The sequence below is a fragment of the Sutcliffiella deserti genome (assembly GCF_020037475.1).
Lineage (GTDB): Bacteria > Bacillota > Bacilli > Bacillales > Bacillaceae_I > Sutcliffiella_A > Sutcliffiella_A deserti.
In genome coordinates this window covers 311,953-331,879 of sequence record NZ_JAIQDB010000002.1, presented here as the reverse complement: position 1 = coordinate 331,879, position 19,927 = coordinate 311,953, and the positions used below count along the sequence as shown (strand labels likewise).

General features: G+C 37.5%; 11 protein-coding genes. 2 read left to right on the top strand and 9 right to left on the bottom strand.

Annotated features, from left to right (window positions below):
* Positions 1–50: 50 nt before the first annotated feature.
* The 8 genes from K9B36_RS06870 to K9B36_RS06830 form a co-directional block, all read right to left on the bottom strand.
* Positions 51–965: a glycosyltransferase family 2 protein gene (locus K9B36_RS06870; RefSeq protein WP_223701279.1), complete on the bottom strand. Its 915-nt coding sequence runs from the start codon at positions 963–965 to the stop codon at positions 51–53.
* Positions 966–977: 12 nt separating this feature from the next.
* Positions 978–2,108, bottom strand: coding sequence for a glycosyltransferase (locus tag K9B36_RS06865; protein WP_223701278.1), 1,131 nt, complete (start codon positions 2,106–2,108; stop codon positions 978–980).
* A gap of 66 nt (positions 2,109–2,174) precedes the next feature.
* Complete coding sequence (locus K9B36_RS06860) at positions 2,175–3,611, bottom strand: oligosaccharide flippase family protein (RefSeq protein ID WP_223701277.1); 1,437 nt, start codon at positions 3,609–3,611, stop codon at positions 2,175–2,177.
* 747 nt (positions 3,612–4,358) lie between these two features.
* Entirely contained in the window at positions 4,359–5,135 is a 777-nt protein-coding gene (locus K9B36_RS06855; RefSeq protein WP_223701276.1) for a hypothetical protein, read from the bottom strand.
* Between the two features lie 57 nt (positions 5,136–5,192).
* Entirely contained in the window at positions 5,193–7,265 is a 2,073-nt protein-coding gene (locus K9B36_RS06850) for a cell wall-binding repeat-containing protein (protein WP_223701275.1), read from the bottom strand.
* A 208-nt stretch (positions 7,266–7,473) separates the two neighbouring features.
* Complete coding sequence (locus K9B36_RS06845) at positions 7,474–12,069, bottom strand: cell wall-binding repeat-containing protein (RefSeq protein ID WP_223701582.1); 4,596 nt, start codon at positions 12,067–12,069, stop codon at positions 7,474–7,476.
* A gap of 430 nt (positions 12,070–12,499) precedes the next feature.
* Positions 12,500–13,852: a cell wall-binding repeat-containing protein gene (locus tag K9B36_RS16970; RefSeq protein WP_317889863.1), complete on the bottom strand. Its 1,353-nt coding sequence runs from the start codon at positions 13,850–13,852 to the stop codon at positions 12,500–12,502.
* Between the two features lie 138 nt (positions 13,853–13,990).
* A complete protein-coding gene (locus K9B36_RS06830; RefSeq protein WP_223701274.1) occupies positions 13,991–16,273 on the bottom strand; it encodes a cell wall-binding repeat-containing protein in 2,283 nt (760 codons plus the stop codon).
* 237 nt (positions 16,274–16,510) lie between these two features.
* Between K9B36_RS06830 and K9B36_RS06825 the strand changes: the two genes are divergently transcribed.
* Positions 16,511–18,343 (top strand): hypothetical protein, encoded by a 1,833-nt coding sequence (locus K9B36_RS06825; RefSeq protein WP_223701273.1) that lies wholly within the window; start codon positions 16,511–16,513, stop codon positions 18,341–18,343.
* A 216-nt stretch (positions 18,344–18,559) separates the two neighbouring features.
* The gene (locus K9B36_RS06820) at positions 18,560–18,928 is read left to right on the top strand and encodes a hypothetical protein (RefSeq protein WP_223701272.1); all 369 of its coding nucleotides are present in this window, start codon (positions 18,560–18,562) and stop codon (positions 18,926–18,928) included.
* A gap of 102 nt (positions 18,929–19,030) precedes the next feature.
* Here K9B36_RS06820 and K9B36_RS06815 read toward each other — a convergent pair whose 3' ends face one another.
* Positions 19,031–19,840, bottom strand: coding sequence for an SGNH/GDSL hydrolase family protein (locus tag K9B36_RS06815; protein ID WP_223701271.1), 810 nt, complete (start codon positions 19,838–19,840; stop codon positions 19,031–19,033).
* Between the last annotated feature and the right edge of the window lie 87 nt (positions 19,841–19,927).

Genomic DNA, 19,927 nt, shown 5'->3' with positions numbered 1-19,927 from the left:
ATTCGTTAAGAATAGAGTGTGTATATTCAAACAATGCATTTTTATTTTATTTACTTTCGCTTAATATTATCAAAAAATGAAACATACCTTAACAAGAACGGTGGCAGAAAAAGAGCTGCCGCTTTGACATTAGGATAATGAAAAAAACTTTTCCACGAGTATTTTAGAGAATAAAAGTAACTGGTCCGATGAACTGCCTTGGAGCAATGCAGAAAACGTGAAGACTTGAATCTTCTTTTAAGATGTCTTTCGTTCTCGTCGAGAATTGTTCCATATTTTTTAAATAAGTATTTTAATGCTCTGTGATGGTTTTCACTTCTGCCACTTATTTGACTGCTCGCATTTTTGGAAATGGTATACTTGATATTATATTCCTTATCATGAGCAACTTTCGATATTTTACAGCATCTTATCCATAGATCATAGTCCTGCATTGTAGGCAGATTATTATCAAAGCCACCAGCTTCTACAAAGACACTCTTCTTTAATGCTACCGAAGATGTGGTACCTATATAATTGTCTTCAAGTATTTTTGGAAAAAGATCCCCAGAGACTTTTGCAGGAATTCTTCTAATGACCTTTTGCCTATTTGTATTATAGACAACCAGTTTTCCTGTATAAACTAAACCGACTTCTGGCTGCTGATTGAAAATCTCTAATTGACTTTTAATTTTTTTAGGCTCCCAAAGATCATCATCATCCAAAAACATCAGAAGGTCACCCGAAGCTGCTTCTGCTCCAAGGTTTCTTGCATAACATGCACCTTTACTTTCCTTAATCTTTTTCACCGTCAGATTGTAGGTGCACTGAAAGCCATTTAGAAAACGCTCTGTTTCTTCATTTTCCCCATCGATAACCACAATAACTTCGTCTGGCTTCACATATTGCTTATCAATGCTCTGTAAAGCTAGCAACAATAAATTCGGTCTATTGTGTGTAGGGATGATGACAGACACTTTGTACATATATGCTTCACCCTATCCCTTCCTATCTTCTACCAATCTTAAGAATATTTCTTCATATCTATCTATAACATACCCAACTTCCATCTGTTGTAGATGAAAATCTATTGCTTTCTGGTCAATTTTCGGCTTTTGGGTTATGTGCTTTAAAATAGCTTTGGCAAGCCCATCTCTATCCCCAACCGAAACCAATGATCCTAGTTCCCCGTTTTTCAATATTTCGCGAGGTCCACATTTACAATCTGTTGAAATAACAGGAGTTCCTAAGTGTAAAGCTTCCACAAGTACATTACCGAATCCTTCCCAACTAGAGCTTAACACTAAGAGGGAAGATTTTTCTATAAATGCGTAAGGGTTGTGAGCAAAGCCGTGAAGCTCCACCGCATGTTCCAGCTTTTCCTGATGGATGATCCTTGTCATCTCCTCTTTTATTTCAAGTTTCCCATCACCAAGGATGATTAAGCGGGTCTCTGGAATAGAGGCATTCACCTTTGAAAAAGCATATAGGAGAGTTGGGTAATCTTTCGCCTCAAAAATCCTGCCGACAGCCACCATGGTGAAATAACGATCATCCTCTAACCAGGGGTGTGAAATAGGTTCCTCTGCTTTACTTTTTATCTCATCCTGGATAACAGGGTTGTAGATAACATCTATTATCTTACTAGGTATATGTAGGAATTCTCCGGATTCTTTTGCTACACACTTTGAAACCGCAATATATCCTGTTGCAGCCGGAAACAGTCTTCTCATGATACTCGGATATAACCGATGCATAGAGGTTCTTGCTTTTTTATGGGACAGCTTTAAATTTGTATGCAAACTTATAATATGACACGTTTTTGTAGCGGCAAGCCTTACAGCCATGCTTGCTACTATATTTGCATTATCTAAGGCTGATAGTAACACTTGTGGCTTGGCAGTGTCCAGGTAGCGTCGCAATTTTCGGATACTCAAAAACGTCTTGCTTGCACCAAGATCCACGATATGTACTTTTGATGATACGCTTGAAAGCAATGGACCCTTTTTATTCACTAAGACAAGGTCAACTTTATATCCTTTCTCCGCAAAGCCATTTGCCAGAGCAATGATTACTTTTTCCGCTCCACCTATTGTAAGTACTGGTATGAAAAAGGCTATATGCATCATCAGCCTAGATTACTACCTTGTTTATTGTAAAAATACAGTTTATATTTTTTATCATGATGATACCTCTTATCTTTTTAAGATTTTACTTGCCAACTTCCCTACACCCTGACGCACATCTAGTATGTTCAACAAGCAGGCAGAGAAACCGAAGGCTATTGCTCCAAGAATAAGCTGTAGGAATAGGGCGAGAAAGCCAGTTTCCTCTGATAAGGGCCAAAGTGCCAAAGACATGATGATGGTAGCTGCTATTACCTTTAGAAATTCTATCCATGGAAATGGCAATGGATTTATTTGAACATGTACAAGAATCCAGCTCAAGATAACGGCGGATGCATAAGCAGCTACTGTCGAGATTGCCGCCCCCTCTATTCCATAGATCGGAATAAGAGTAAAATTCAAGAAAATATTCAACAAGCCAGCAAATACAACTGGACCTATTTGTAATGCCGTTCGTTGCTTAAGATGAAACATTATGTCAACGCTATAAAGTTTAAACCCTTTTAACAATGCACCAATCGCTATATAAGGAATCAAGCCCAGTGCATCAGAACGAAAAGATTCTCCTAGCAATAAATGAACAATATTTGGGGAGATCATTACAAACCCTGCCACAGCAGGCAGGGAAACAAAAAATAGGATAGCAGTGTTTTTGCTTACTTGTACATATGCAGCCTTTTCACCTTTCTCCTCCATGACTTTCAACACAAGCGGAAAAGCAGCAAGATTAATCATCATCATTAAGGTGAAGATGGATTGTTCGGATAAATCATAGGTTACTGCATAAATGCCAGTAGCACTTGTATCCATTAAATAATTTATAATCAGTCTATCTGAGTTATGAATGATAACCCCCATCAACAACGTCATGGTAAGTGGCATTCCATATTTCAGAAATTGTTTTATGTATTCTGTTTTGAAAAGATTTGGTTTTATAGTGATTTTCCAATATTTTAAGGTTGGAAGCAGCAGAGTGATCCAAAATGCCAAAATCAGACCAATCAAAAGTCCAATTTCCGCAAATCCTGCATAAATTAATGCCGTTCCTAAAACAAGACCCAGTGTTGTCCTGTTGAACGCCAGCATTCCATAGGATTTCGGATCTAGCCTAGCCCTCATTAGACTGAGATTAATGCTGTTCCAGGACTGTGTCCATGACAATACCAGAGTAATTAATATAAATAGTGGCGAGAACTCGTTGTCTTTAAAAAAGAACATGGCACCTACACCAATTATAAAAGATGTTAACATTAATGCAATAAACGATAGCTTAATAGTCTCAAAAAAGCCTACATCGTTTTTGTACTTAATATAATAACGGAGCAAACTCAATTTCAGCCATTCGAAAAGCACAGCATTAAGCATCCCAGCAATAGCAAAAACTAAAGCATACATTCCATATGCTTCTGGAGATAATAGTCTAGTGAAAACCGCAATACTGGCAAAGCTCACTAGTGCCGGTACTCCATGGGATAAAAAATACGCAAAAGCTTGTCTCGAAGACATTATCAAATTTCCTCCAAACCAATACCAAATCAATTTATTCTTTTCTATTATACATAAAACACACTTCAACTGAAACTGATAGCAGTAGGTTGGCAGGAATGAGTGCGGTGAGAGTAATGCAGGAGGGAGTATGCAGACACTTTTGTCAGAGAGTAGAATGTCGTATTTATTGGAAATATCTAGATGATTCTCTTTTTGTGTTAGATGATTTCGGAAAAGTGTTAGATGATTCGCTCAAAATTGTTAGATGATTAGCACAAGGTTGTTAGATGCATGCAAATAAAGGGTTAAATAGAAAAGGAAATCAGCTTTTAAAGCTATATTTCTTCCTGCCAAACGCTAAAATACTTAAAAAATGAAGAATCACCTATAAAATATATGTATAAATAGAGCACCAAGCCTTTAAAAAGTACTAAAATGGTATAAATCCATACCTGAATATTCCATATACCTATACGGGTATATGGGACTTTAGAGTCACCCTCCAACCAAACATACACATCCCCAAATATAAGCTAAGTATATTAAAGAGGAAAAGCAATTTTCCATATTTTTTGTTACTTAATACCCGAAATATAGCCAAGGAATTTCCATTCATATCTTTTACAACAGAAAAAGACCAAAGCATTGCTGTGGCAACAACCTCTGACACAGTAGCCAAACAAAACATAATCGCCACACTGCGTGAAAAAGAAAAACGCCCTTGAAGTCCATCAAGAACGCCTTTCTTCTAAATAATATAGTTCTTTAATTCTCCACAGAAGCTAATTCAGTTTCTCCTGAATAGCCATCTTCCCCTGTAACCTCAAATATCTCCTTCACTAATCCATATCCCGGAGCATAGTAACGAGTATAAATAGTGTCTGCACCTTCTACTTCATCTGTTGTTTTCTGTACAACATAGACATTTTCAAAGGTACCATAGGCTACCTCCACTATCGAATCTCTTTCTACAATAGTCCAGGTAGTAAGATTCTCTTTAATTGTACTAAGGATGACTTCCGGATTTTCAATCGGGATAAAAGAATCCAAAATATTCAACGTTGGATCTTCGACAGACACTTCCTCATATACAAGAACAATTTCATTTGCTGTCCATTTGTAGATTTGGAAAGAGGCGTTTCCTCCTATATAAGTAACGAATTGCACATATTCGCTATTCGCAGCAACTATTTTTTCTGTTACTAAGATTTCTACTCCGTCTGTAAACTTCTTTTCCACTCCCACTCCAGGAAGGTAAGCTTTTAAACCAAGGGTTTCATCAGAATCCGTTGACTCTTCAGTGGATTCAGTTTCAGACTCTTTTTCCGTTTCATCCTCTGCTTTAGAGTCCGCTTTACTTTCGGTCTCCTTCTGCTCATCTTCCTTGTCAGCCACTTTTTCATCCTGATTACTTTCAGAAGGCGAGGACTGTTCTGTAGCTGCTTCCTCGTTCTCTGAGTTATTTTGATCAGAAGATGTACATCCAGAAAGGAGCACAAGCAAATAAATCGATGTAACAATTAACATATATGATTTCTGCAATTCAATCACCTTTCAAAAGAGACTTGATAAGAAAGTTTCTTACCAAGTCTCTACAATTTATTTAATTTTATTACTGATCCTAGTTATATGACCATCACTTACTGCTTCAGTTCCACCAATTATTTCTATACTATTAACGCGTGAAGTGTTGGAATAAGCCATAAGGAAAGATTCAACATTCAGGTTCCGGTGATTTCCTACCAATATCAGCGGAGCTCCATCATTATGGACTGCCAATGGAGCAGCAGCTAGTGCATCTGGGAAATTTCTACCTGTTGAAACAAGGATGGATTCTCCTCCCATATCATCTGCAAAATGCCATAATATCTTAGCCAACGTTTCCAGCCTATCTACACCCGCTAATCTAGTAACATCATGAGAACCGCTTAACGCACTCTCAACATTATTTGATACAACATCTGTTCCACCTACGATAACTACCTCTTTGTTAGCAACAAACGGCATTGCTTCTGGAGCCAAATCGCCTTTTCTAGTCAAAAGAATTCCCCAGCCCTTTTTAGCTGCAATCGGCGCGGAAGCTAATGCATCAGCAAAACCTTGGCCAGATGCGATAAATATACCATTCAGGTCGCCGATCGCTTCTAATATAGCAATATTAGTCTCATATCTGCTTTCACCGAATATTCTCTGTACCTCAAGACCTTTATCCAATAAGACTTGTTCCGCCTGGGTTGGAATCGCATACTCACCACCAATAAGAATTACCTTTTGGGCTCCTAAACGATTAATTTCTGCTATTACGCTATCCTCCAGTTTTTCTGTACGAGTAAGAAGAATTGGAGCATTCCCGTATTTTGAAGCTAGTGGACCTGCAGATAAGGCATCTGCAAATTTATCCCCTGTAGCTAAGATAACCACTTTGTCTACCTTATCTTCTTTAAATCCTTCAGGGTATATCTCTTTGGAAATTTCGATCGCTGTCTCATATCTGTTTATACCAGATACTCTTTCTTCATTAATAGCACGCCCAATGCTTAGTCCACTAATGTTAGTCCATATTAATTCACTTTTTCCTATCGAGGTGATTTTAGCTTTTGCATAGGAAGAAGCAACACTCAAAGCATATTCATAATCTACAAACTTTCCTACCAATTTATCTTGTTCGTAGACTTCATATTTAACGGTAATGTAGTCAGACCATACAATAAATCCTGTTTTATCTTGAACAACTCTGGTATTTTTCGTTTTTTCGCCAAAAACTATTGCTTCTTTTTGAGTATAAAACTCTTTAATTAAATTACTGTTTTTATCAAGCACTTGGAACTTTTCGCTAGAATAAATAAAGTTCTGTTTATCTTTATCGAAAACTTTTACAAACCTAGTTTGTGCTTTAGCAAAATTTAACGCGTCAGCTCTAGTATCAAAGGTTGCAAGTTTTATATTATCTTTATCGAAAACTTCAAATACTTTAAAATAGTTTATTGCTGCAGCCGCTAAACCCTCAGCAGCTTTTTGTTGGAATGAGGAAGATTTAATCATCTTTTCTTCATCTCTATTTGACATAAATCCTAGTTCTACGAGAACCGCTGGCATTTGTGCATTTCGTATTACAAAGAAGCTTTGATTGTTCCGGACTTTTCTATCAACCATGTCCACTCTTTTCAAAGTTTCATTATGTACTAGATTTGCAAATTTCCTGCTTTCATTTACTAGTAATAATTGCATCGGATCTGGTGGATACTCTTTTTCGTAAAAATTAATTCCATCATAATAGTACGTTTCAAAACCTTTTACAAAAGTATTTGTTGGATGAGCATTATGATGAATCGATAAGAATAAAGCATTATCATTATTCCCGTTAGCAAAGCTATTTGCTACTTTCATTCTCTCTTTTAAATCATCCGCTGAAGAAGATGCAAATGCTTTATCATTATCACGCGTCATTTTGACTGTAATATCGGTATTTTTCAATAGTTCCCTTAACTTTAAGGCAACATCCAAATTTGCGCTTTTTTCACAATATCCTGTTTGATTACCTGAATAACCACAAGTTCCTGAGAATTTCCCACCGTGACCTGGATCAATAACCAAAACTTTTTCTGCAAATGAGACTAATGGAACCGTGAAAAATAAGATTAGTAGCAACATTGAAACTTTAAAATAGCTCACTCTAACAATTTACCCCCTAAAATGAAAAAAATATCGAATCTTGTTATATTATACCATTGCCCTAAATAGCTTTGGGGGTCTTTTTAGCATAGTAAATATTACCAAGATCAGATAAAAACTAAAAGACTGCAAAGGGTTGCTCCCTTGCAGTTTTTAGAGAGCCTAAAAAAAAGAAGAGTGACAGAGTCACCCTTCTTCTCTTTGACTATTATTTAATTAAAGCTTGCAGTTTAGTGAAAACGGAATCACTTACAGCATATGATCCACCAAGAACTGTTACATTAGCAACATTGTTGTCAACTAAATAGTTTTCAACAGAAGCGTCAATGTCTGTTCCAACAAGTAGGATCCCACTATCAAGTGAAGCAGCTAAAGCAGCACCGGAAAGTGCATCAGCAAACTGTTTGCCAGTTGCTACGAACATTCCAAGGTCAGTTGGACCAAAGAATTCCGCCACAGCAACGCTTGTTTCATAACGATTTTCGCCCGCAATACGTTCTGCATTAGGTAACTTACCGAATACAGTTTCAGAAATTGCATACTTTCCACCGATTACTAGAGAATCAGTCGCACCTAGTTCAGCAATTGCCGCACTAGTGTGTGCTGGAAGTTTATCAGTTTCTGTTAATAAGATAGGTAATCCGTAAGTTCCAGCATAAGAAGCTACTGAAAGGGCATCAGGGAAGTTCTTTCCGTTTACTACTACAACAGCATCAGAACCTTCTGGAGCCACTTCATTTGCAATCTTGGCTGCTGTTTCATAACGGCTTTCACCAGCAAATCGAACAATCTCCATATCACTATTGATTGATAGAATATGATCTTCTACATCAGAACCGATTGCTTCTTCTCCACCTAGGATATAAACAGTTGTAGCCCCAAGTCTAGCAATCTCTTCTTTTGTAACATCATCCAATTTGTTCGTACGAGTTAATAATACAGGTGCATCATGCTTAGCAGCCAAAGGAACACCAGCTAATGCATCTGCGAAATTATCTCCACGTGCTAGAACGACAACATCAGAAGATTCGAAACCAGCTTGGCTGATTGCTACTGATGTTTCATAACGATTTTCACCTTGAAGGCGGTCAACATCACCATTTCCACGGTAGATGGAAACCTCTTCAGTAGTTGTGTTACCAGCTAGATCGACAAGTTCTAATTCAAACACGTTCATACCTGGCTCTAAAGAAAGCTCAGTTGTAACTTCTGTGCTGAATGGTACCATGTCATATCCTGGTAATTCATTAAAGTACTCTTCACTTCCATTAACGAAATATCTAAGTTCTTCAGCGTTATCAGAAAGAACCGCAGTAAGTTCCACTGTATCCGTTTCGCTATTAACTCTTGTTGGTACATCTACTGATAATACTGGAGCAGTTGTATCAACGAAGATCAAACGGCTATTTGTTAATGAATGTACATTACCAGCAGCATCTACTGCTACGACTTCAATTGGATTAGCTCCATCTTCGAGAGTAACAACTGTCTCGAATGTATAAACAGAATTCTCTTCATCCCAAACTAGCTCTGTTGCTTGTCCATTTACAGTAAACTCTTTAATTTCCGTTTGATCTGTAACAGTACCAGCCACTGTGATTTCGCTAGTATTGTGAATGGAGAAAGTTGCAGGAGTATTTACTGTGATCATCGGAATAGTATCATCGTTAACTCCAGCTTCTACTTCTGTTGCGTTACCTGCATTATCCACTGCTACTACAGTTACATTGCCAGTTGTAGCTTTATCATCAAATACATATTCCTTTGTATCTCCAGCTACGATACCAACTGACTCACCATTTACAAATAATTCGATGTAGGATAGGCCTGAACCATTCTCTTCATCGGCTGCACTCATTGTTACTGTTTTTCCACTAACAGATGCATCTAATGTTGGTGCTTTTGTATCTACAATCACAGGCACATGAAGTTTTTGAGCTTCTTTACCAGGGTAGTCGATAGTAGATTCAATCTCATAATAATACTTTCCATCAGCAACTACTTGTTTATTCACTTTTCCATCCCAAGCGAATGCTGATTTAATAGTATAGTTTGCAGCTCTTGCTCCATCGTAATAGTGTTTTCTAACATTCTGTTCTGATCTTATTGTGCGTAATTTCTCTTTATTTTCATCTAGAACATTGTATTTAACTTCTTTTGCATTTCTTAGGAAAGACAAAAGTGGAATAATTTGATCTTGTGCTCCATCACCATTTGGCGATATCGCAATTCTATCAAGTTCTCTTTTATTTGTTAAAGGGTTGTGTCCTAAATAGTAATAACCGCCATCATTCGTGTAAAGCATCGCTGCTTGTCCATAGAAGGAGTTATGGTCATCATATGTCAACTCGTCTAGAACAGGTGCAGCGTTCCAGTCACCTTTAAAGCCTACATAAGGAACAGACAATTCTGGTTGTGCTTCGTTCGTTAGTGTAACGAAACCTTCAACAAAATAACCATTCGGGAAAATTGTTTCCGGTGCAGTAGTACCACCAGCATTTTGAGTTAAAACCTTTGCATTTGCTAAATCAATATCTACATTAATTGTAACGGTACCATTTGCAGGAATTTCTACAGAAGTATCGCCACCATTGAATGTAACTTCAGCGCCAACTAGTTCTTGCGCTTCCAATTCGCTCGCTGCATAACCTAACTCACCAAATAGAGAAAGATCTGTTTGAACATTTGCTGCTACATCATAAGTGATAGTCTCATCACTATAGTTTGAAGCTTCTAAAGTAAAGCTGATGTTTTCTCCAACTTCTTTAAGAGAAACTTTTGCTTCACCAGTATTTTTTTCTGTCACAACTACAGGCGTTCCTAGTGCTGCATGGATCTGCATTAGACCTGCACCTTGACGTCGTGGAGAGTAAGGATTTTCAAATCCAAACATGTTTTGGATTGTTCCTTTATCCTGTACTGCTTTTGCTGTATTCATAAGAATATTTTTTGCTAATTCAACTCGTGCTTTTCCTTCTAGACCAAACTCTTCATCTACACGTTGAAGAACGATAGCAGATCCACCGGCCACGTGAGGAGCCGCCATAGATGTACCACTCATTACTCCATAAGCATTATCTTGAAGAGTAGAGTAGATATTTCCACCTGGAGCTGTGATTTCAGGTTTGAAATCCAAGTTAGGTGTCACACCCCATGAAGTAAATGCTGACATTTTTCCAGCTGTTGGGTTTGGAGCTGTTGTAACATCTCCATTAAAACTTAAGGTTACTTCTTCTCCGGCAGCTAACTGTGCTGCTAGATATTCGCCATCCGTTTTTAGCATAAATAGCTGTGGAATTGTAATTCCAGGTTCTGAAGCCATGTTTACATATCCTTCAGAGTGGTTATACACAATAACACCAGCTGCGCCAGCATTTTGGGCGTTATAGGCTGTGTCTAAAAAGCTATTTCCACGTTTTACTAAAGCAAATTTACCAGTATAGTCTTTGTCTGTCCAATCTGCCGCCACACCGATACCTGATCCACCTACATGCACTAGGTCAAATGTAGAGGTTTCCAAATCAGTAGGATGCACACTGCTTGCAGATAGGAAAGGTACTTTACCAGATTCTTCACCAATCTCATAAGTTGCTGCATCTAAATCCATGAAGCTATTGTCAAGAGAAGCAACTTGTAATGAATCATAAGATAATCCAGGTGCACCTACTACACCTACATCAGGGTTTGTTGCAAATGGGTTAGCATTAGCAAATCCATTTCCAAGATGAGCAGAGTTCCCAGCAGAAACTGCCATTACCACTCCATTTTCTACTGCTCTTGCAATCGCCTTTTGTTCAGGATCATCAGCGTTAACAAACGATGCTGTTGAACCTAAACTCATGTTAAGTACATCTGCACCTAAGATAATTGCATCGTCAATCGCTTTCACATAGATATCACCCCAAGTGGAGCCCATGTTCGGGTCATTACCGAATACTTTAAGAGCAAGCAATTGAGCCTCAGGAGCTACCCCTTTAATCCCGCCGTTATCTTCATCACCATTGGCACCAACTGTTCCACCTACGTGCATACCATGGTGGGAAGCACCAGGTCCAAGGTCAAGAATTTCCTGGTTTTTATCCATATAGTTGTAACCATACGGTACTTTTGGTGTATGGTATTGACCTGGAAGGTCGTTATCAGAGACAAAAGTTTCCACGTCTGTCTGAGACAAAGCTGCTTCTGAATCATTTGTTAAAACCATATCTCTATGATGAGGGTCAATACCAGTATCAATGATACCAACGATCATTCCTTCACCATTATATCCGTAGTCATCCCAAGCTTTTTGAGCTTCTACAAGCTCTTTGCTGTATTTCATATTAGGTTCTGTTTCAGGACGCTCGTATTCATGAGCAATTGTTACTCTTGAAACACCTGAAAGCTTTTCAATTTCAGCAATTCTGCCGTATTCAACAATACCACTGAATCCATTGAATGCTGTTGTGAAACTTTCCTTAAATTCTACATTCATTCTTTTAGAATTTAATTGGCTTTTTACCTCTTTTTGTTCAGTTAATGCTTTATTTTGCAACTCAGTCTTTTTAGAATCGGAAAGCTCTGAGTATTTTACACCTTGCTTAGTTGCATATGAAATTGCAGGCGCACCTTCAACTTCAACAATAACACGAACTTTTTCATCTAAAGCATATTGCTTTTCTGCTTCTTCATGAGTAAATGCCTTTTCACCCGTATTAGTATTTACTGGTTTTGTTCTGTCTGGTGCTTGTAACGGTGTAGCAGCTAATGCCGCATTGGAAAATACCATTAAAAAGACCATTAACAATGCTAGTATTTTTTTCACGTTCAATTTTTCTCCCCCTATCAAAATAAATGCCCGAAAAATTTGCGCTTTTCCATTTCTAATATTCTATGAAGCTATGTAATATTATGTAATTAGAAGGAAAAACTAAACTACTTCTCTACCAAATCCCCCCCGATGTGATTTCATTAACATTTTTAGTGTAGTACTAATTCACTAAATAGTCAAACAATTATGTTGTTTTTTTTACACTATTCTTACTATTATTACAATTTAATATTATTAGATTTGCTACTCATTACCATTCTGTTAATTGCCTTAGATAACATAAACCTCGTTCTCAAATAGATAAGTTTAGCTCCACTTTACTATGGAGAATGATTTACACTTTCTACCGTAGTCATCATACAGTAATTTTTGTAATACAATTCTATCTAAAAAAACCGCCATCGGTAACTCGATGGCGGTTTTTTTAATGTAGACGTTTAGCTCCCAGGTAACGGGGGTAAAAGTAACTATTGGACATACTATGAATTGTTACTCCGGAAGTAGAGCTTGCATGGATAAATTCATTGTTGCCAATGTATATTCCAGCATGAGAAGGGCCTGCTTTATAAGTAGTAAAAAATACAATATCGCCAACTTCAGGTTGGGAGACAGATGTTCCTTTTTCCCACATCTCTGCTACGGTTCTTGGTAATGATATACCGTGTTTGTTAAATACATAGCCTAAGTATCCGCTGCAGTCAAATCCTGATGGAGTGATTCCGCCCCATAGATAAGGAACCCCCATGTATTGGCGTGCAGTTGAAATAATAGAGTTAACATCAAAAACCTGGCCATCTATTACCGGTTCACCAAATTTCAGATGACTTTCAACCGCCGAGGATACTGCATTAGCTCCACCGATGATAGTCGCATTGGAAGTACTGAGTGATTTCAGGATATTTTGGATAGGTCCCGGAACTTGATCTTTACCGACAAGTACTAAGGAAGTATTCTCTTTTGCAGCTAACACCGAACCTGTTAATGCATCGGCAAAATTTTCGCCGGTTGCTATATATACTTTTTGATTAAATTTAACATTTAATCCTTTTACTACATTTGATAGAGTTTGATACCGATCTGCACCCGAATAGCGTGCAGGTGCAGGAAGCTGACCATAAACCTGTTTTGATACGACCGCTTCTCCTCCAACCACTATGGTTCTTCTGTAGTTCGAGAGCGATTCTTTTGTTTTACTTGGCAATGTATTGGTATCTGTCAATAAAATTGGATATCCGTTTTTAGCAGCATGCGCAGCAACTGAAAGGCTATCGGGGAAGTTTTTCCCATAAACAACAACAGCAGTACCTTTATTAGGAATTCGTTCGGCAATTTTTGCAGCTGTTTCATAGCGGTCACCGCCATAGATTCTTTCAAGTTCTAACCCCATTGAAAGTAGTTCATTTGCTACATTAGAGGATACCGCATGATCACCGCCTAGGATAATAACCTTTTTAGGCTTTAATCTTGTAATCTCATTTTTCGTTTCACTTGGCAAATAGTTTCTATTAGTTAATAATATTGGCGCATTCAAAGAAAATGCTAATGGCGTTCCTGTTAGTGCATCAGGAAACTGGTTTCCTCCGGTAATAATAATAGTATCAGCTCCATTACTCCAGCCTTGCTTGGAAACCTCTACCGCTGTCTTATATCTATTTTCACCACTGATTCGATCCACATTATACGTACTTGCCTCTTTTGAGGAAGGCATCGAAATAAGTAGGGTAACAATCACAAAGGCTAGAACAACTATGTATCTTTTAAATGAAAAAATATACATTCTTTTCCTCCTGTTTTCTACATATTACTGCATAAAATACAATAATCTTAGTATATCATCCATAAAACGCAACTTATATTAAGATTATGTAACAAAAAGGGCTTGTATAATTTTTAGATTATACAAGCCCTTTTTCTCTTATTCTATTATTTTCCTAATAACTTCATTGCGAATAGCTTCGTCTCCACCAAGCACTGAGATTAGTCCAAAATCTTTTTCCTTCACGAGTCGACTGGTTTCAGCAGGAATCTGATCTGGCTTTACTAATAATAATGGGGCATTACGCTTTGCCGCTAATACCGAACCTGTAAGTGCATCAGCGAAGCCGGTTCCATTAACTACAAGACCTGTACTTGCAGAAAAATTAAACTCTGTTCCTATCTTATAGGCAGTCTCGTATCTATTTGCACCAAAGATTCGCACCGGTTTTGGCATCCCTTTTAATAGATTGTCAGCAAGCATTTCTCTCCCACCAACCACTATTGTATTAGTAGCGTTAGCCAGCAGAGTAGTAGTTGGCCCTGGAATGTTAGATTTCTCCGAGAGCAAAATAGGGATTCCGTTTCTTGCTGCATAAGGAGCTATGGCTAGTGCATCAGCAAAGCCCTTTCCATTTGCCACTACAACTGTCGAAAAACTTGTTCCCATTTTATTGGCGATAAGTTTTGCTGTTTCGTAACGGTTCGTTCCTGCAATTCTCTCCACTTCTAAGCCTAGGTTCCGCAGAGAAGTTTCCACCCCGGTATTTATTGCATTCGGACCACCGAGCATCACTATCTTTTTCACGCCTAATCTTTGCAATTCTTTCTTTGTTTCTTCTACCAACTCATTACTTCTTGTCAGTAAAATGGGTGCGTTAAGCTGATAGGCTAGCGGAGTTCCAGCAAGAGCATCCGGAAAATCATCCCCCCGAGCTATCACTGCTACGTTCGCCTTATCCCATCCTTCTCGAGACACTTTAACAGCTGTAGCATATCGGTTGTCTCCTGAAATTCTCATTTCTTCAATGTAGCTGGATGAAATATAATAGATTTGGTTAGAATTCATATCTTTTACTGGATACCACACAAAGTGATTAGAGTTGATATTCCCGGTCTGGTATGGACCAACTATCTGTAATGCTTCTCCAACCTGTGTTTTCCTAATTTCCGTTCCTTCCGGAGAGTTCCGTAAACGCACTCCCGAATCTGTAGCTCGGACAAACTCACCATTTTTAAATAAGTGTTTGGAAGTTTGGTAAGGTCCGTTTATATGATAATGAGGATTTCTGAACTGAAGTGAGCCAGCACTAGTATAATAGATATCGGTTCTTAGCAATTGCTCCGGAAAAGGAGTGGTAATTAACTGCGAAAAATTTTCTATGTGTCTGTAAATGACATCTTGATAAGTGTTACCAGGATAATATAGAGGATCATTACGTCTCGATATCCCATTATATGCCATAACTGCAAAATACCAATCCTCGATTACCTGCATGTCATTTCCGTTAATACTTGGGATTCTCCCCCAATTGCTATATGTCCATTTATCTTTTAAAATTTTGAGGCCTTCTTGAATATTATAGACAATATCCGTCTTTAATCTTCTTGCACGTTCCGCTGTCATGTTAGGCTCGGTGATTTGCATCAACCCTATTCCGCCATCAAAAGATATAACCGGATCCCCTTTTTTCCATTGGCCGTATGGGTCATCGAATGTTCTATATTGTCTCCATGCACTTTCCTGCCATGCTATTGCTTTGACCAACTCTGGAGGGACACCGGCTTTAATTGCTTCGCTAGTTAATAAAGCATTCATTTCGGAAACGGAAGGGTTCGTCCCTCTCAAGTCGTCATTAGACTGAATCGAGATGCGCTCCATTTTCGAGATCTCTTTTACCACAACATCTTCTTTGGCTTTTTCTTTCATACCTATTGATCCATCATTCTCTTGTGTATACACATCTTTAAGTGTTTGATAACTTGCCAAGCTTGAAGAATCATTCTCTTGATAATAGGTTATCACGAAAGAATCCTCCTTCACTTCCACGGATCCTGCCGGATAATCCTCGGTTAAAAGAAGTTGCTCTAGCTCCTTATTATTTAACTCGTAAACAGAATAACGTGCAAAACCGCCTGTTCCATCTAACTTCGCTTCAATTAATACATAGGGAGTTTCACCAATTTGCCAAGTGAATATATTGGATACTCTTGCAAAATCAAACTCCAATTCTCCTATTTTTTCTCCACTATGTATGAAATCTACATATGAGGTCTCGCCATTTTTTATATTTAACTCATAATCTACCAAGGTAATCGTTTTCGCGCTAGTCAGGTTAGTCTCGTACTCTACAATCTGCTTTTCTGCAAAACCTATCTCCAAAGTCACCATAAGCATGAGTACCAAACAAAAATTCAAACCAACAAGACTCTTTCTAATCAATATTCTTCCTCCTCAAAAATAATATGACAAATATTTCACTTCATTTACAATATTACCAAAAATATTACAAGGAGGAATAGGTAATTTGTCTAAAATTTAATTTACGTATAAATTTCGAGGAAAATAAGTTTATTGTTTGGAGAGAGAGGGAAGAAGAGGGTATCTAATATTATGTAGAAAAAAACAAGGTTTTCAAAACATCCAATAATAAAGTTTTTACTATCGAGGAGTTCGACAATGGTTGAAAATATAAGTTCGTTAGTTCTTTTGTTTATTTCTTTAATAGGATGGGGAATGCTGGCGGATATTAAATACAAGATTCATTCTGCTTTTATTCCCATCTTTGTCTTTGCTCTCGTTACTTGTCTCGTTTTCTTTGCTGGTCTATTAAATATAATGCCACATATGGCCCTCCTTATTTTCCTTACAGGATTGGGGCTATTTTGTTTCTACAGCTACTACTTAATTAAGAGAAGAGAAAATATAAGGCACATATTATCACCTTCTATCGCAATTTTTACATTATTAACCCTTGTTGTAATTGCAGTTTATAAAGATGTGATTTTTCTACACTATGATAATTTCAGTCATTGGGGGCTAATTGTAAAGGAAATGTACCGAATTAACGGGCTGCCTGATTCTACCACAATGGTGCTTTTTAAGAATTACCCTCCTGGTAGTGCCGTATTCATTTATTACATAGTGAGAGTGCTTGGCTTTTCAGAAAGCCACACTTTAATGGCCCAAGGATTTCTGTTGGCCTCAACCTTGACTGTCCTGCTTGCATTTTGCAAATGGAAAAACCCCCTTCATATTATTGTCGCTTTGGTTACCAGCCTGACTTTAATATTTGTTATCAAAGGAAATATATATAATTTACTTGTGGATACACTATTAGGTCTTGTTGCATTATCAGTGACGGTCATTGCATATTTCTATCGAAATGACTGGAAAAAAAGTCTGTTGGTGAACACTCCTATCCTTGTTTTATTATTGCTTGTAAAGGATAGCGGTAAATTATTTATTGTTATTAATGCACTTCTAATTTTCAGCATACTATATTGGAAACACATCAAAGGGGAGAACTATACTTTTAATAAGAGAAAACTCATAGCAATTGCAATCATTTGTACGCTAATAATCCCCTTTGGAAGCAACTTTTTATGGTCAAAATATACAGAAAAGGTCTATCCTGAATTTACTTATGAAAGCAATAAATTTGCTGTCACAGCCTCAAATTTAAATGCTGATGATAAGTCGGAGCATCTAAAGGAGACTCTTGGCAAAAGTATAGTTAAAGCCGCTACTAGTCCTGAGTCAGCAAATGTTAAAAGTATGATTCTATTAAATGCAATAGGGATATTTATTATATTAATTTCTTATATAAAAGAAAGATTGGTGCCACGTTTAATAGTCATACCTATACTATTTACTAATGGCATTTATATACTTTACATGTTTTTTCTATATTTGATGTACCTGTTTCTTATGCCGGAAAATGAAGCATTGAGACTAGCAGGATTCAGCAGGTACCATTCTACCATGTTTATTTATTATTCCGGGATCCTAATGACATGCATAACACTTGTGTGGAGCAGGTCTGATTTTTTCATGAAGTCAAAACTAGCAGCAACTCTCTCTGCCTGTTTTCTAGTAGCAGTTTATATTTATCCATTTCTCGATAATATTCCCTCCATAATGAACAAACCAGATCCAACCTCTTCTATTAGAGAAAAGGTAAAAGAAAACTACGAATTGATTCGAGCAGGTACTACGGAAGAGCCCACTGTTTTATATTATAGTCCTCGAAGCACAAATGATAACGGCTATTTGAGGTATTTGGCTTCATATGAACAGTTAAGCAATAACTACTATATTTATCGAAGCAGCAATACGAAGGAAAAAAGAGATTCTCTCACGCACCATTTAAATAACTCAAACTATCTTATCGTCGTGGATCAGGATGAGGATATTATTGATTTTTTAAACGACCATTCTGAGACCTCTACTGACGGGGTTTATAAAGTATCAATTATTGACGGTCATCTTCATTTAACCTTGTTAAACTGAAAACTCCCCTTTTGTCTAGATAAAAAGGGGGGCTTCTCTTATCGTTTCCTATTAAACTAACTGTAATATAAAGGTTTAAAATTCATGACTCCGGGTAAAATAGTAATAGCATTCTGTCATTCTATCTATAAACAGATGATGAGTACATAATAATTTATTAGGAACATAGAATATAGTAATCTAACGACTTTAGGAAAGTGAAGGTGAAAAAAATTAATGACGGCAATTACGCACAGGTTCATCCCACTAATTAGGAAGCGCTTTACCGGATTCTCCAATTGGACCAAAGATCAAAATTTCAAGAGCATAGGAATAGCAATGGAGGCTTATTGGCTTCGATTCATAATCGTCTCCTGTTTAAGTCCAGTTTTCCTCATCATTCCAGCATTTATGTTTAAATTAGCTACCGAGCCGTTTTCGGTATTGGGTTACCTGTTAGGTACTGTACTATTAATTCCCTGGCTGCTTATCCCAACGCTATTTATTCAAAACATCACCAACCACTCGAAGACTGGCAAGGTCCTTTCCTTACTTTATTTAAGTTTAATGGTGCTAATATTTATTTTATGGCTAATATTCATATAGGCTATTTCCCTCACGACTCTTTTCCTACTTCGTACAAACTAAACTACCAATAAACAGTCAACAAGCCTGAGTCCCAACGGAACTACAGGCTTGTTACATTGATTAATTTTTCCCGCTAATGAACAGGTCCACGATATACTCACTCCAAAGTTTATGACCCAATTCATTCGGGGCAATACTTCCCGCTAAGAGATGTTCTGCCATTTCCGACTCATTATCCAATGGCCAATTGGTCCAATGATCGATATATGGGTAGCCCTGCTCGAGGGCAAACTCCTGAAACTTCTTCATATCTTGGGGATAAAATACGGCACCCGGTAAGGGATGGGCCGGTTGAAGAAAAACAAATACTTCTGGATTCAAATCCCTAAAATCCTTAATCATGGTCTGGACATTTTCAAGTGACTGCTCAAATGGATATGCAACATCATTGTCATTAAGAAGGAATGGCTCTAATATGATTAGATCTGGGGTTCCACTATCCTCCATATGCAATTGTTCATTAACTACTTGCTGAGATGTTCCATAAGGAATTTCTTTTACAGTAATATGAAACAATTCTTCATACGCCTCTTCCATTTTCAGTTGAAAAATCTCTGTCCACGGATTGTTCCCCATTGTATTCACTTCTGACCCAATAATTAATAATTCAATGGTTTTACCCTGTGAATCTGCTTCCTCTATATAGGAAATGACCTCCTCAGGTAAAGAAGCTAGTTTTTCATTTAATGGGCGGTCAATTTCCTCCCCCTTCTTGGCAGGGTCATTATTCTGTTCGTCACCTGCGTTTTTCTGTGGGTTTGAAGTTGCTTCAACATATGTAGAATTCCCTATCTTTTGTTTCCAATGGAAATTTCCAAAGACTAATGCTGTGAAACATGCCAAAATCACTAAAGTTATTAAAAATCTCATTTATACCACCTCATACCAAATATACTATTATAAGGATATATTACAATAAGTACTCCGAAATTTGTCTGATTTTCTTGTATTTTATCA

What these genes read in the sequence shown, in the direction of transcription:
- K9B36_RS06870 (WP_223701279.1), bottom strand. Translation starts at nt 965, where the DNA reads ATGTACAAAGTGTCTGTCATCATCCCTACACACAATAGACCGAATTTA.
- K9B36_RS06865 (WP_223701278.1), bottom strand. Translation starts at nt 2,108, where the DNA reads ATGATGCATATAGCCTTTTTCATACCAGTACTTACAATAGGTGGAGCG.
- K9B36_RS06860 (WP_223701277.1), bottom strand. Translation starts at nt 3,611, where the DNA reads ATGTCTTCGAGACAAGCTTTTGCGTATTTTTTATCCCATGGAGTACCG.
- K9B36_RS16970 (WP_317889863.1), bottom strand. Translation starts at nt 13,852, where the DNA reads ATGTATATTTTTTCATTTAAAAGATACATAGTTGTTCTAGCCTTTGTG.
- K9B36_RS06825 (WP_223701273.1), top strand. Translation starts at nt 16,511, where the DNA reads ATGGTTGAAAATATAAGTTCGTTAGTTCTTTTGTTTATTTCTTTAATA.
- K9B36_RS06820 (WP_223701272.1), top strand. Translation starts at nt 18,560, where the DNA reads ATGACGGCAATTACGCACAGGTTCATCCCACTAATTAGGAAGCGCTTT.
- K9B36_RS06815 (WP_223701271.1), bottom strand. Translation starts at nt 19,840, where the DNA reads ATGAGATTTTTAATAACTTTAGTGATTTTGGCATGTTTCACAGCATTA.